Raw genomic sequence first — 12,818 nt, 5'->3', positions numbered from 1 at the left:
CCTTATCAGATGGTTCGGTTATTTCTCGGAGTTGAAATACTTGGCGTGAAGCTGCTGGTAAACACCACTCTCTTTTACCTGAGCCAGCGCTGTGTTCAGCTTCTCAACCAGAGGGTCTCCCTTACGGGCCGCGATGCCCATACCAATACCAAAGTAATTGGCGTCTTTCACTTCTTCACCCACTGTCTGGTATTGGCCTTTGCTCTGCTGAACCAGCCACTCACGGGCGACCGCCGTATCGGCAAAAACGGCATCCACCCGACCATTGGTCATATCCAGCAGGGCATTCTGGTAGCTGTCGTATGGGCGGGTTTTCACGCCCTGTTTTTCCAGTTTGTCGATCAGGTAAGCCTGGTGGGTACTGCCATTCTGTACACCGACGGTTTTACCGATCAGATCTTTGGCTTCTTTGAACTCATTGTTGATGCCAGCAACAAAAATGGCTGAGTTTTCATAATAAGGCTGGGTAAAGGAAACCTGTTCCATCCGCTTTGGGGTGATGTCCATGCCGGAAATGACCGCATCAAACCGGCGGAATTTCAGGCCAGGGATCAAGCTGTCGAAAGGCTGGTTGTTGAACTCACAGGTGGCATCCAGTTCGGCGCAAATGGCGTTGGCCAGTTCAACGTCAAAACCTGTGAGTTCATTTTTTTCATTAAAGAACTCAAAAGGAGGGTAGGTCGCTTCCATACCAAAGCGAATGGTTTCCTGAGCCAGGGCAACAGAGGAGATGGCGGCACTGGCCAGGGCGACAGCGGCAACTATTTTTTTCATCGGGCTTTCCTTACTGACAGCTTGTTCTTGAAAGCAGTTGTTGTTGGTTGGTGCTTAATTAATGTTGAAGGTAACTTTTAAAGGCACTGGTTTGTGGGGTGGTGAATCGTTCGGCAGTCCCTTCCTCGACAATTTCCCCGTTTTCCAGATAGACTACGCGGCTTGCGATTTTCCTGGCAAAGTCGACTTCGTGGGTCACCACCACCATGGTAATGCCAGAGGCCTGCAGTTCGTTAATGATCTCCACAACCTGATTGGTAATGGCGGGGTCCAGTGCGGCAGTAGGCTCATCAAACAGTAATACTTCCGGAGAGAGCATCAGCGCCCGGGCAATAGCTACCCGCTGCTGCTGGCCACCCGAAAGGGAGGAAGGCCAGGCGTTGGCTTTATCGGGCAGTCCCATTCGTTCCAGCAGCCCCATGGCCTTGTCTCTGGCTTCTGCTTTGGGTATGCCCTGTTGTATGGGAGCTTCCATCAGGTTCGCCAGAACCGTCATGTGCGGCCACAGATGGTATTGCTGGAAGACCATGCCGACTTTGCGTCTCAGCTGACAGGCTTTTGCCGATGCATTGGAGGACGAGGGCTTTTGGCCTTTGTGGAAAGTAAATTCCATGTTGGCTATGTTGAGAGTGCCCTGATCCGGACTCTCAAGAAGGTTCAGCATGCGTAACAGCGTACTTTTGCCCGCACCACTGGAGCCCAGTAATACCGTTGTTTCACCTTTATTGATGCTGAAGCTGATATCCCTCAGTACCTGGTGGTCACCAAAGGATTTGCTTAGGCTCTGTACTGCGATGCCCATTGCCTGAATCTTCTTTTTGCCTGTTGATATTTATGGCTGAATTCTCCGGCATGGTTTGGATAAAATCAACAAAAAAGTGAATAAAAATTCATTTTTTTGTGGTTAGACTCTATAATTGCCACATACTTCAGAACTGTTTATTAAAGAAATGCTGCGCCACTGGACGCTTTCAGCTTATTTAACGATCAGTAAGCAGCATTTTCCTGAAAGGTTATTTGACGACTATGACTAGCCAAAAACAGGATGCCCTGGTTCGCTCTTTCCGTCAGTTGCTGAAAGAAGAGCGCTGCGGCTCCCAGAGCCAGATTGTCACGCTTCTGCAGGAGCAGGGGTTTGATAATATCAGTCAGTCCAAGGTTTCCCGCATGCTCAGTCGCTTTGGTGCGGTCCGGGCGCGCAATTCATTGAATGAGCTGGTCTATTGCCTTCCCCCTGAGCTGGGTAAGATGGATTCCAGTATTGCGGTAAAAGATCTGGTAGAAGAGGTTGATCACAACGAATCGATGATTGTGATCAAAACCAGCCCGGGCGCTGCCCAGATGATTGCCAGACTTCTTGATTCCATTGGAGTAAAAGGAGGGATTATGGGGTGTGTGGCGGGGGATGACACCATTCTTGTAGTGCCTGCCAGTGTTCAGGAGATCGAAGAGATTACATTGAGCATTTCAGAGATGTTTAACTGAGTTTTATGGGCGGTTACAGCTTGCCTGTAACTGCCTTATCTAATTGCCACTGGTATGTGATTTTTATGTTGTTAGCTTTACTGACATTGCTGTAAGTATTGCTGGCAGGAGGAACATTTTCTTGGAACTGTAATCAATATAAGCCATTACTCATATTCAATTAATGGCTAACAGCATGGATTCAACTTCTTTAATTACTTGCCGCGAACCGTTTGGCGGAAATCATCAAAGGCCTTCTTCTTTTTTTCAAGCTTCAGTGAATAATGTAAATACCAGAGGACGGGAAGAAAGCGTTAATTTCGCAAATACTACTTCAAGAAAAGTATATACCTGTGAAAGATGCAAAGCTTATTTTGGCTTTAATAAAGCTGGTTTTGATAAGCATAACCAATTAACCGACCCAAAATTAAGCTCTAATACAATCCAGTGTAAAACATGTACAGAAGTTTTCCTGAACGAGAGAGCTTTGAAGCTTCACGTTGACGCACGCCATCCTGCTGATAATGTGAAACAGGAGCATGTTTTGGTAGAGGGGAAGATATTTTCCAGCAATATACCTGTTTCTGATACACATCTGAATCCTGACAGAGGAGTCGTTTCCTTTAGCTAAAGGGAGATTAACCTATCCAAGGAAAATTATACGCAGGACGCAGATGTATTAACTGAACGAGTAGAAACAGAAGCTAGCCTGCTTGTAAGGGTCAATCCTCCTGACACTATCGATTCAGAAATTAACCTTCATTTAAAGCATAGTATCAAGGTGAAGTCTGAACCACAGTTAAATTCTTCAATACAATCTTTAGCTCCAGCAGATGTTATGCTGCCCAGCTTCTCTACTGAAGAAGTAACGTCACATGTAAGCTTAGATTGTGAGGTGGTAGTAAGAGAGATAGCACAGCCTTGGCCAGGAAGCAGTACAACAAGTCATATGAGGGAGAGACTGCTTCCTGTAAAATTTAAACCAGTTGTGACGTGGTCTAAGTTAGCAGAGCCAATTTGCAGTAATATACCATTTTCTCATGAAGCTGCTTTGACAGGTAATGTCCCCCTTATGGGCCATGGCAATGGTTCACCCGATGACTATTTGGAAGTATTCCCTGTTGTATCTTCACCTGATCCAAATATCCAGCCACTGGATTTATCCATGACAGTCAGTGGGGAGTCTACGAAGGGTAGAAGGCTATCTGAAAGTGATGATTCATTCTGGACGGTTTCAGGCAATGGGAATGAACCTGAGGCGTTCGATGTTCTCTTGCTCAAACCAGAAGAGGGAAATCATTTGGTATCACCGGGCAGTGTAAGTGGCGAGGCTGGCTTTGACATAACCCCTGTGCAGAGAGTTACTCAGAGTCCTCCCACAATTGAATGTAATGATTTACAGCAAAAAAATATCAATGAGGAATGGGGTGGTTCAGCGTTTTTTGATCTCAACCAAGGTGCAAAATGTGGCCAGCTGGAAGGGGGAGCCTCTCAAAAGCAAAACACGGTATACGAAGAACTGGAGAAGTCTTCAACTCCAAGCTGCGTTGATCAACAATTGGACACTGGGAGTCATTCTTGTTCTGGAAAGCGAGTCAAGCTTTTCGCGGATGCTGGGCTTGAAGTGTTTGAGGTCAGACGTTCCAGGGAAGGGGGCTCAGGCAAACGTAAGCCTCTAAGAATTCACCACCTTATTCCGGCTGAAAACTTAAATGGATTACAAAAACAGCAGACCACTCCTCTGGTTCTGGCAAATGACAGTTCATCCAAAGAATGCAATCATCACGATGTAGTTGTATCTACATCACCACTTGATGTTCGACAAAGTACGCTATCTTTGGATCAATACGTTGGCAAACAGCAGTCTGCAGCAGGCGAGCCTAAGCTCACTGAGGTGGTAAGTGATTCTGGTGAAGGCCAAGGCCTTGTGGATTCAGGCTGTGATGGAATAGCAGGAGAGGCTAATAGAACTCAGAATGAGAGTTTCAATAAAATGGTCTCCAGATTGAGAGATGTTCTGAAAAGTGCATCTGATAAGGTTATTGCTACAAGAAGGAATGGTTTTAAGGAAGGCGTTTGCGAGAAGGAAAATGTTCAAACGTCTAACAGTGAAACAGGCTTGTCTCTGATATCAGCTTCAGAAAGTTCTATAACTTCAGCAAAGAGCGTTGATGATGTTTGCGTCGGTTATTTAGCCCGGAAACGTCTGTATCCAAACATGGAGGGCAATGTTCAGATTTGTAATAAATTTCCCAGACTGATTCTGAATAAACTCTCAACGGAAGACATCATACGTTACAAAAAAACTGGGGACAAATACGAGAGTCGCTGATCCGAGATTACCAGAAAATAGAGTGATTCAGTGTCTCACTGCTCACGTCGCAGTGGAAAAGCTTTCTCCGCGGCAAATTACCAGAAATACCAAAGGCGAAGATTAGTTGGTCAATGCTTATGGTTTAGCCATTATAGATATTCAGGCTGAAAAAGCTGGCAAGGGTTTACCAGCTTTTTGTTTGTATCTTCTCCAGGCATTAACTTCTCTATACTCTGAATGATTTCTCAGAGGTGCCGCTATGCTTCGGACTATTTCTCTCATTGCTGCGTTGTCATTATGTCACAATGGTCTCTCTGCTGAACTATCTGCGCATCAGCTGGTCTTCTATCGTGAAAATGGCTATCTGGTTCAGCAAGGCTTTTTTCGGGGGGCAGAGCTGAGAGATCTGGAACAGCATATTCAGATAGCTCTGGACAGTGTGTCAGAACTCCCATGGGAAGGTAGTCACACTGAAGAAAAGCTGTTTTCCAAAGGAACCCTCTTTGTGCTTGGGCCTGTTGGGTCAAATGGCCTACCGGTTATTAAACGCATGGTCTGGGCCGGAGCCAGATTTCCTGAATTACTGGCTTATGGCAGGCATCCCAAGTTGAAAAAAAATGTGTCTTTTATTTTGGATAGTCCCAGAGCCAGCCATCTGATCAATCAGATTCACCCAAAGCAACCAGATGATGGTGTTGAGTATGATGTTCACCGTGATATTGATAACCGACGAAGCTTTGATAAAAACTGGCAGGATATCAAGGGCAATGGCAGCTTTGTTCAAACCATGGCCGCTATTGATCCCATGGGAGAATACAATGGCGGGCTTTATGTGGTTCCACGTTCTCACCATGACTGTTCTCCAATGAAAGGTAATACGACGCTTAGTGAAGAATACCGGCAGGAAAAACATGGAGAAGTAATCCCAGTAGTGATGAATGCGGGTGATATGCTTTATGTCCACCCCTGTCTGGTTCATTTTAGTGGACCGAATACCTCGGATAAGCCAAGAAGGCTCTTTATTAATGGCTATGCTTTTCCAGGAGCCAATAATGAACCCTACCCGGGAGATGGCAGTGGAGAAGAAGTGACTCTTATCGACTGAGTTACCATCAAAGCATTTCCTGTTTCATAAAATGAATTTATTCCTGCTATCATTGGCGCTTTTTCCAAGGCATCAACGAGCATGAACCAGGCGACACTGACCTTTGATAAAGTGTCTGACCCGAATGTTGTGATATCCCTGCAGGGAAGCTGGACGGTCGGTGGTACTCTGCCAGCTCTGGATCGGCTTTCTGCTTTACTGGATTATGGCCAATTAAAGACAGTTGTCTTTATTGCGGGTAATGATTTCTCGTGGGATTCGAGGCTACTTGCCTGGTTGATGGCCTGTCAGCGTATGTTTGAACCCTCCCGTTGCCAGTTTGACCTGAGCGGTTTACCTGAGGATGTGAGGGATTTGTTCAGGCTGGCCAATGCCGTACCCCCCAATAAGGCGCTGCCGGAAAGACACCCTTCTTTGTTTCATCGCCTGACAGACAGAGTTGCCCGGCTGGGTGACGAGGCAATGGCTTTAGTGGCTTTTGCGGGTGATCTTGCACTGACTCTTATTCGCTGGTGTTCTCGAAAAGGGTCAGCTCGATGGTCGGATATTATTAACTTTTGCCACCAGTCTGGCCCTTCTGCCTTGCCCATTATTACTCTTCAAAGTGTCTTGATTGGGATGATTCTTGCGTATCTCGGAATGGTTCAGCTTCGTCAGTTTGGTGCAGAGGTGTATGTTTCCAACCTGGTGGGTGTTGGCATGGTTCGGGAGATGGGGGCGTTGATGACGGCGGTCATTATGTCTGGCCGTACCGGGGCAGCCTATGCCGCTCAGCTGGGTACCATGCAGGTGAATGAAGAGATTGACGCATTGACGACGCTGGGCATAAAACCCATGGATTATCTGGTGTTACCCAGAACCCTGGCGCTGATTCTGACGATTCCTCTTCTTTGTCTGTACAGTAATATCCTGGGAATGTTTGGTGGTGGGCTGGTGGCCACCAGTATGGACGTTACCTGGTTGATGTACCTTTATCAGCTCAGGGATGCAATCTCCTTTGGAGATATCATGACCGGTGTGTTCAAGAGTTTTGTATTTGCGCTATTGATTGCCATGGCAGGGTGTCGAGCAGGCCTGGCCTGTGGTCGTTCATCCGCTGCTGTGGGTCAGGCCACTACCAATGCGGTGGTGACTGCCATTATTTATCTGGTGGTAGCTGATGCGGGCTTGAATATTCTCTTTTATCACCTTGGAATCTGAGCATGAGTCAGCAAAGACAGGAGCATCAGCAGGTGGTGATAGAAGCCCGCGGGCTCACTATGAAATATGGCAGTAACCTGATTCAGTCCAACCTGCACTTTCAAATCGGTAAAGGTGATGTATTTGTCATTATGGGTGGTAGTGGCTGTGGTAAAAGTACGCTACTGAAGCATATGATTGGGCTTTATGAACCAGCAGAGGGAGAAATCCTGTTTGGTGGTCAAAGCTATTTTATGGCATCAGCAGAGCAGCAGATGGAAATGCGCAAGCGCTGGGGTGTGACCTATCAGGGAGGAGCATTATTCAGTGATAAAACACTGGCTGAAAATGTTGCCTTGCCACTGGAACAGTATACGACACTGACGAATAAAGATATTCGGGATATGGTGCGCTATAAACTGGCGCTGGTTGGTTTGGCCGGATTTGAAGATTTTTACCCTTCCCAGATCAGTGGTGGTATGTGTAAGCGGGCTGGTCTTGCCAGAGCCATTGCTCTTGATCCAGATATCTTGTTTTTTGATGAGCCTTCAGCAGGTCTGGACCCACTCAGTGCCCGGCGGTTGGATGATCTGATTCTTCAGCTAAGAGATTCAACCGGGGCTACCGTAGTTATTGTTACCCATGAACTGGCCAGTATTTTTGCCATTGGCAGTAACAGTGTTTACCTTGATGCCAATACCAAAACCCAGCTGGATACCGGTTCTCCCCAGTATATGCTTAATCACAGTGAGCACGATTTGGTCAGGGAGTTCCTTTCCAGAGGCGAGTGTTGAGATGATGGAATGTATGGAACGGTTTAAAAGGATGAAGGCCAGCGAGGCTCGCTTTTTTGAGAGAAGTGTATGAATAGAAAATCCCTGTCGGTATCGGTTGGCCTTTTTGTCATTCTGATTATTACCATGACCATTTTGCTGGTGCTGTTTCTTAATGCGGAAGGTTTTTCGCGTAAGGATGTCCAGCGTTATCAAATCCTGTTTGACAGTTCTATTAAAGGTCTGAATGTCGGAGCTCCGGTGACGCTTCGTGGTGTGAAGATCGGTGAGGTCGTCAGTATCAAAACCAAGTTGTACCACAATCATCAGAAGGTCCTGAATGTGGTTACGGTCGATATGTATCCGGATGCGATCAGTGAGCAGGGCAAAAGCAGTGACCACAATGTACTTGGGCAATTGATGAAGCAGGGGCTCAGTGCCCAGATTGGCCTGCAAAGTGTATTGACCGGATTACTCTATATCGAAGTGGATTTTTTTGACAATGATCCGGATATGCAACCGGTGACGACTGAATATCCTCAGATTCCCACTGTACCCAATAATCTGGAGGAGTTTATAGAGAAATTTGAGAGCATTAACATGGCGGAAATGGCCAGTCGTTTAACAGAAGTTCTGGATAATCTGGCCAGGCTGACTGGTGATGATCGCCTGAACAAGCTGATTGACGATGTTGATAAGGCATTTGTCAGTATGGAAGCCATGTCTAATGAGATGAGTTCCAGTATGGCTGGTATTCGCAGAGAGTTTGCATCCATGTCCAGTGATGCCGGCGAAGTGACGGCGTTGTTAAAATCTGAATTACCCGAAGCAACACAGCAGTTGAACGAGACAATGATGCAGCTTCAGGAAACGATGTCAGCTGCAGAAAATACGCTGGCTCCTGACTCCCCATTGATGTATCAGATCATGCAGAGTTCGAAGGACATCAGTCGCGCATCCAGGGCGGTAGATGATCTGGCGGATATGCTTCAACGTCAACCCGATTCCATTATCTTTGGCAGAAAAGCAGGAGACTCCCGATGAGCCATTATCCTCGCTTATTGCACTTCTTTAAGCTTAACCGACTTGCTGCTTTGAAAGCGGTGACCGGTGCCTTGATACTTGGACTCACTGTGGGGTGCTCGACCAAGAATCCAACGTATCGCGATTATACGCTGGTAGCTTCACCGGCATCACCAGATACAATGGCTATAAGAGGTATGCCCGAAACATTGGGTGTTTTTCCAGTGAATGTTTCAGGTTGGCTGGATAAGAAAAATATTACCTGGAGTGATGGTGGGGTACGTTTACAGACGTCTGTTAATGATCACTGGGGTGAACCATTGCCGGAGCTGTTGACGCAGGCCATGGTACAAAACCTGCGCCGTCAGACTGGCACTCAAAGTTGGATAAGCTCGTGTCCATGGACCCTTGATAAGCGGCCAGAAGTTGTGGCTTTTATTAATGTTGACTCCATTTCAGTAGTGAATCATCAACTAAGGGTGAGTGTATCCTGGTCTCTGGAAGGGCTGGATAAAAAGGTGATAGCTCAGCGTGAAAAGGTTTATGCCTTATTATTGGAGAACGGTGATTCTACACAAGCTTATGTCCAGACTCTGAGCCGGGTTTGGGGGCTGGTTGCAAAAGATATGGTCCAGACATTACCTGTTGCTAAACCAAAAGACCAAAAAACGGCCTCCTGAGGGAGGCCGTTTCCTAGCTGTTGGAAAATTGAGAACAACATTTCCAAGGTTATTGTTTCAATAATAACCGTGCGGCTCCAATCACGGTATGAATAGCATTGGGTTCAACACTGGCGAGCTTTTCAGTGTCCGGTGTTTCGTTACATGTGCGGTTCACGATAACTCCCGCTACACAGCCCGCACTGAGACCCATGGTCGCGCACATGGTCAGAAGGGTTGCGGATTCCATCTCATAGTTAAGTACGCCCATGGATTGCCACTCTGCCATGGCTCCCTGCAGTTCTTTTCTCACCCTTTGGGTATACGTATCGTAACGTTCCTGCCCAGGATAGAAGGTGTCGCTGGAGGCGGTAATACCAGTCCAGTAATTAAGCCCGCTCTGCTTTGCTGCGTCTACCAGAGCCCGTGTGCACTGGAAGTTGGCAACGGCAGGGTAGCTAATTGGAGCAAAGTGCCGACTGGCGCCATCCAGGCGAACAGAGCCTGTAGTAACAATGACATCTCCAACATTGATATGAGGTTGAATGGCACCCGTGGTTCCAACTCTCAGGAAGGTACGTATTCCCAGTTGAGCCAGCTCTTCCACCGCAATAGACGTGGAAGGGCCACCGATTCCAGTAGAACAGACTACTACAGGCTTCCCCTCTAACTCGCCACGCCAGGTGGTGAACTCCCGCAAGCTGGCCAGCTTTTTGGGATTGTCCATCAGCTCCGCTATTCGCTCAACCCGTTCCGGGTCACCGGGAACAATGGCCAGCTCAGCGCCATTCAATGCTTCACGGGTCAAGCCAAGATGAAATACTTCACTGCTGCTCATAAATCCCTCCGGTAACTGTTGAAACACTGAATTTTCCGTTACTGCCTCCATCATAGACTGATCCATCGAGAGTATTGATCGACCTGAATCAATACTTGCTCTACTGACACTGCGAGAAGGTGATTTTTGATAGATGTTTTCAGGCAGTTACCCTGTTTTTACCTGCTGGTAGTGGAAACGAGTACTTTTTTTTATTATTCAGGCTATGGGGATGTTTTTTCGAACTCCTGCTCTCAAAGCACTAAAATTACCCTCATCAATTTACGTGTTAATTGATGATTGTTGTCATAAGAATAAAGAAGCAGAGCTTGTGCTTCTTTGCGTATTTTTAATACTCACCTATTGAGAATGAATATGAATGATAAATTGAAGTTTTTTGTTATTGCTCTGACTTTCTCAACTCCTGTTTCGACTTATGCTGCATCCATTAGTTTTAACCAGTCCCAGCCTCCTGAAGGAATACATACGCCTATTACAGTTAAAGGTGCTGGTATTAGTGGACTGGAGCAGGATGTAAAAGCAGAAGGTTCATTCCAGATTGAAAATGATGCTGAAGGTAGGGTTATTAACACCAATATTTCTGTTAATAACCTCAAGAACAGTATTCCACAGATTCCATCAGGATCGATTGGCTGGTCTTCAGAAGGTGGAGGAAGTTATACATTTACGATCTCAGCTGGAGGGAATCCTGGAGAGTGGGACCCAAAACAACGTTATTGCATCGAGGTATCAGTGGATGGTGGACAAATAGGTCGAAGCTGCACAAGCTCAAAGAGCTACTGGTCTCCCACATTAGTACACAATACTTCTCTCAGTCAGGAAACGAACATTAGTGTCTCCTTCACCTACGAGTAATTTTCTGGATAGGTCTGCTGGTTAGTACTGCCGTTTAATGGTACTGGCCTTCTGTGCAGGGTATTGAATGACCACCAAAGTCAGCTGGGAATAACATTCTTGGCTGATTCCTGAACCATTGAAAACCCAGTCAGATCTGGAGGCATTTAGCCTCTATCCGATGATATAACTATTGGTTTACGTCTATGCTGATATGAACCTGCTGACCAGTTAATACCTGTCCCATTCTATAAGGTATTTCGTTAAAAAAGTTAAAAACAGGAAGAATGGATCGTCCATGTCATCTGAGAACAGAATAACTTCTAATCGAGCGTTTATTTTTGCGATTGCCGGGGCTGCTATAGGCTTGGGAAATATCTGGCGATTTCCTTATGTGGCCGGTGAAAACGGAGGAAGTCTGTTTTTCCTCCTCTATATCATTTTTGTACTGCTACTGGGGTTGCCGGTAATGATTGCCGAGATCGTTGTTGGCCGGGCGGGGCGAGCTTCACCCGCCAGCAGTCTAAGGCAGCTGGCTGTCAGTGCCGGTCATAGCAAGCATTGGAGCAAGCTTGCCTGGCTGGGAACGCTGGCTGCTACGATGATTCTTTCTTTCTATAGTGTGGTGTCAGGCTGGGTACTCCACTTCTTTTTCAAGTCGGTTTCTGGTGAGTTTACCGCGAACAGTATTCAAGCTACATCGGAAGGCTTTCAGCAGTTATTGGAATCCCCATGGCAAGTTGTGTTGTATCACGGGCTATTTATCCTCATGACCGTTTCTATCAGTGGGCAAAGTGTTTCCAAAGGGATAGAGAAGCTGAATAACTGGCTAATGCCCCTTATGTATTTGATTCTGGTTCTTCTACTGATATACGCAAGCCAGTTCAGTGGCTTTACCGTTGCCCTGAATTACCTGTTTGCTTTTAAGTTCGAAGCTGTGAGCAGTGGGGTAGTGCTTGAGGCGATGGGGCATGCTTTTTTCACCCTGGCGATAGGTGCCTGCTGTTTGATGGCTTATGGCGCTTATATGCCGGATCGGCAGTCAGTCGTTAACGCGGTATTAATTGTTGCTTTGCTGGATGTTCTGGTGGCAGTGATGGTGGGCGTTGCAACCTTTGCAGTGGTTTTCAGCGAAGGGCTTTCAGTCGCTGGAGGCCCGGGGCTTATGTTTATTACATTACCGGTTGCTCTGGCTCAAATGCCTTTTGGCTCGCTGATCCTTCCTTTATTTTTTCTTCTTTTAGTGATGGCCGTCTGGACATCAGCTGTCAATCTTGCCGAGCCGCTGGTGGTGATGATGAGTCGTCTGTGTTCAGGCTTCCGTGCAGCAGGAGCTACAATAGCAGGTGTTATTATCTTTCTGGTTGGCTTAATTCCAGGGCTGTCTTTTAGTTTCTGGAAGAATGTATCCGTTGAGGGTAAAACCCTGTTTGATCTTTATACGGGCTTTGCAACTCAGGTTATGTTGCCGGTAGTTGGGCTTCTAGTCCTCTATTTTTGCGGTTATGTTATGGAGAAGAAGGTGCTGATTGAACAGTTGGGAATGGAAGGGAAACCCCTGCAAATCTGGCAGTTTTTGATCCGCTGGGTCAGCCCTTCATTGCTATTGATCGTCATTGCTGGCGAGCTGTTTCGATTCTAACCTGAGGCTATATCAGGCTTTTGATGAGCGCCGCAATTAACATGACAAAGATTAATACCATGGCAATTTTTGAAAGCTTGCTCTGTTGTTCAGCAGTGAGAGGCTTGCCATGACGTTCAGTCAGTTTAACCACAATAAACAGGGTGATGAACAGTAGTACTAAAATTGAGATAAGGTTCATAATTCACAAATAGAAACGGGCAGTAATACTGC

The 12,818-nt window shown here is 46.5% G+C and carries 13 protein-coding genes; 10 read left to right on the top strand and 3 right to left on the bottom strand.

Features of this window, described 5'->3' with window-relative positions:
- Positions 1 to 18: 18 nt before the first annotated feature.
- Entirely contained in the window at positions 19 to 774 is a 756-nt protein-coding gene (locus ACOCLE_RS11885) for a transporter substrate-binding domain-containing protein (protein WP_419536845.1), read from the bottom strand.
- A 58-nt stretch (positions 775 to 832) separates the two neighbouring features.
- The gene (locus ACOCLE_RS11880; RefSeq protein WP_419536844.1) at positions 833 to 1,576 is read right to left on the bottom strand and encodes an ATP-binding cassette domain-containing protein; all 744 of its coding nucleotides are present in this window, start codon (positions 1,574 to 1,576) and stop codon (positions 833 to 835) included.
- 224 nt (positions 1,577 to 1,800) lie between these two features.
- On the opposite strand from ACOCLE_RS11880, the gene argR reads away from it, so the two are divergent.
- From argR to ACOCLE_RS11840, 8 genes are all read left to right on the top strand, one after another.
- Positions 1,801 to 2,259, top strand: coding sequence for a transcriptional regulator ArgR (gene argR / locus ACOCLE_RS11875; protein WP_419536843.1), 459 nt, complete (start codon positions 1,801 to 1,803; stop codon positions 2,257 to 2,259).
- A 175-nt stretch (positions 2,260 to 2,434) separates the two neighbouring features.
- Positions 2,435 to 2,869, top strand: coding sequence for a hypothetical protein (locus ACOCLE_RS11870; RefSeq protein WP_419536842.1), 435 nt, complete (start codon positions 2,435 to 2,437; stop codon positions 2,867 to 2,869).
- A gap of 150 nt (positions 2,870 to 3,019) precedes the next feature.
- Positions 3,020 to 4,570, top strand: coding sequence for a hypothetical protein (locus tag ACOCLE_RS11865; RefSeq protein ID WP_419536841.1), 1,551 nt, complete (start codon positions 3,020 to 3,022; stop codon positions 4,568 to 4,570).
- Positions 4,571 to 4,811: 241 nt separating this feature from the next.
- Positions 4,812 to 5,657 carry a phytanoyl-CoA dioxygenase family protein gene (locus tag ACOCLE_RS11860; protein WP_419536840.1) on the top strand — a complete coding sequence of 282 codons (846 nt, stop codon included), beginning with the start codon at positions 4,812 to 4,814 and terminating at the stop codon, positions 5,655 to 5,657.
- An 81-nt stretch (positions 5,658 to 5,738) separates the two neighbouring features.
- Positions 5,739 to 6,857 carry an ABC transporter permease gene (locus ACOCLE_RS11855; protein ID WP_419536839.1) on the top strand — a complete coding sequence of 373 codons (1,119 nt, stop codon included), beginning with the start codon at positions 5,739 to 5,741 and terminating at the stop codon, positions 6,855 to 6,857.
- 2 nt (positions 6,858 to 6,859) lie between these two features.
- Positions 6,860 to 7,630, top strand: a complete 771-nt coding sequence (locus ACOCLE_RS11850) for an ABC transporter ATP-binding protein (protein ID WP_419536838.1) — start codon at positions 6,860 to 6,862, stop codon at positions 7,628 to 7,630.
- A 69-nt stretch (positions 7,631 to 7,699) separates the two neighbouring features.
- The gene (locus ACOCLE_RS11845; protein ID WP_419536837.1) at positions 7,700 to 8,653 is read left to right on the top strand and encodes an MlaD family protein; all 954 of its coding nucleotides are present in this window, start codon (positions 7,700 to 7,702) and stop codon (positions 8,651 to 8,653) included.
- Complete coding sequence (locus tag ACOCLE_RS11840; protein ID WP_419536836.1) at positions 8,650 to 9,312, top strand: PqiC family protein; 663 nt, start codon at positions 8,650 to 8,652, stop codon at positions 9,310 to 9,312. The genes ACOCLE_RS11845 and ACOCLE_RS11840 overlap by 4 nt, the downstream gene beginning before the upstream one ends.
- 49 nt (positions 9,313 to 9,361) lie before the next feature.
- Here ACOCLE_RS11840 and udp read toward each other — a convergent pair whose 3' ends face one another.
- Positions 9,362 to 10,129 carry a uridine phosphorylase gene (gene udp / locus ACOCLE_RS11835; protein WP_419536835.1) on the bottom strand — a complete coding sequence of 256 codons (768 nt, stop codon included), beginning with the start codon at positions 10,127 to 10,129 and terminating at the stop codon, positions 9,362 to 9,364.
- 354 nt (positions 10,130 to 10,483) lie between these two features.
- On the opposite strand from udp, the gene ACOCLE_RS11830 reads away from it, so the two are divergent.
- Both ACOCLE_RS11830 and ACOCLE_RS11825 read left to right on the top strand, forming a co-directional pair.
- Positions 10,484 to 10,984: a hypothetical protein gene (locus ACOCLE_RS11830; protein ID WP_419536834.1), complete on the top strand. Its 501-nt coding sequence runs from the start codon at positions 10,484 to 10,486 to the stop codon at positions 10,982 to 10,984.
- 277 nt (positions 10,985 to 11,261) lie between these two features.
- A complete protein-coding gene (locus ACOCLE_RS11825) occupies positions 11,262 to 12,605 on the top strand; it encodes a sodium-dependent transporter (RefSeq protein WP_419536833.1) in 1,344 nt (447 codons plus the stop codon).
- Positions 12,606 to 12,818: the final 213 nt, after the last annotated feature.

It is taken from the genome of Endozoicomonas sp. (assembly GCF_965196975.1).
Lineage (GTDB): Bacteria > Pseudomonadota > Gammaproteobacteria > Pseudomonadales > Endozoicomonadaceae > Endozoicomonas.
The sequence above is the reverse complement of the archived record's forward strand: the minus strand, read 5'-3'. Positions and strand labels throughout refer to the sequence as shown.

Bases quoted from the DNA above. Each gene is read 5' to 3' on its own strand.
- ACOCLE_RS11885 (WP_419536845.1), bottom strand. From the start codon at position 774: ATGAAAAAAATAGTTGCCGCTGTCGCCCTGGCCAGTGCCGCCATCTCC.
- ACOCLE_RS11880 (WP_419536844.1), bottom strand. From the start codon at position 1,576: ATGGGCATCGCAGTACAGAGCCTAAGCAAATCCTTTGGTGACCACCAG.
- argR (WP_419536843.1), top strand. From the start codon at position 1,801: ATGACTAGCCAAAAACAGGATGCCCTGGTTCGCTCTTTCCGTCAGTTG.
- ACOCLE_RS11870 (WP_419536842.1), top strand. From the start codon at position 2,435: ATGGATTCAACTTCTTTAATTACTTGCCGCGAACCGTTTGGCGGAAAT.
- ACOCLE_RS11860 (WP_419536840.1), top strand. From the start codon at position 4,812: ATGCTTCGGACTATTTCTCTCATTGCTGCGTTGTCATTATGTCACAAT.
- ACOCLE_RS11855 (WP_419536839.1), top strand. From the start codon at position 5,739: ATGAACCAGGCGACACTGACCTTTGATAAAGTGTCTGACCCGAATGTT.
- ACOCLE_RS11850 (WP_419536838.1), top strand. From the start codon at position 6,860: ATGAGTCAGCAAAGACAGGAGCATCAGCAGGTGGTGATAGAAGCCCGC.
- ACOCLE_RS11845 (WP_419536837.1), top strand. From the start codon at position 7,700: ATGAATAGAAAATCCCTGTCGGTATCGGTTGGCCTTTTTGTCATTCTG.
- ACOCLE_RS11840 (WP_419536836.1), top strand. From the start codon at position 8,650: ATGAGCCATTATCCTCGCTTATTGCACTTCTTTAAGCTTAACCGACTT.
- udp (WP_419536835.1), bottom strand. From the start codon at position 10,129: ATGAGCAGCAGTGAAGTATTTCATCTTGGCTTGACCCGTGAAGCATTG.
- ACOCLE_RS11830 (WP_419536834.1), top strand. From the start codon at position 10,484: ATGAATGATAAATTGAAGTTTTTTGTTATTGCTCTGACTTTCTCAACT.
- ACOCLE_RS11825 (WP_419536833.1), top strand. From the start codon at position 11,262: ATGTCATCTGAGAACAGAATAACTTCTAATCGAGCGTTTATTTTTGCG.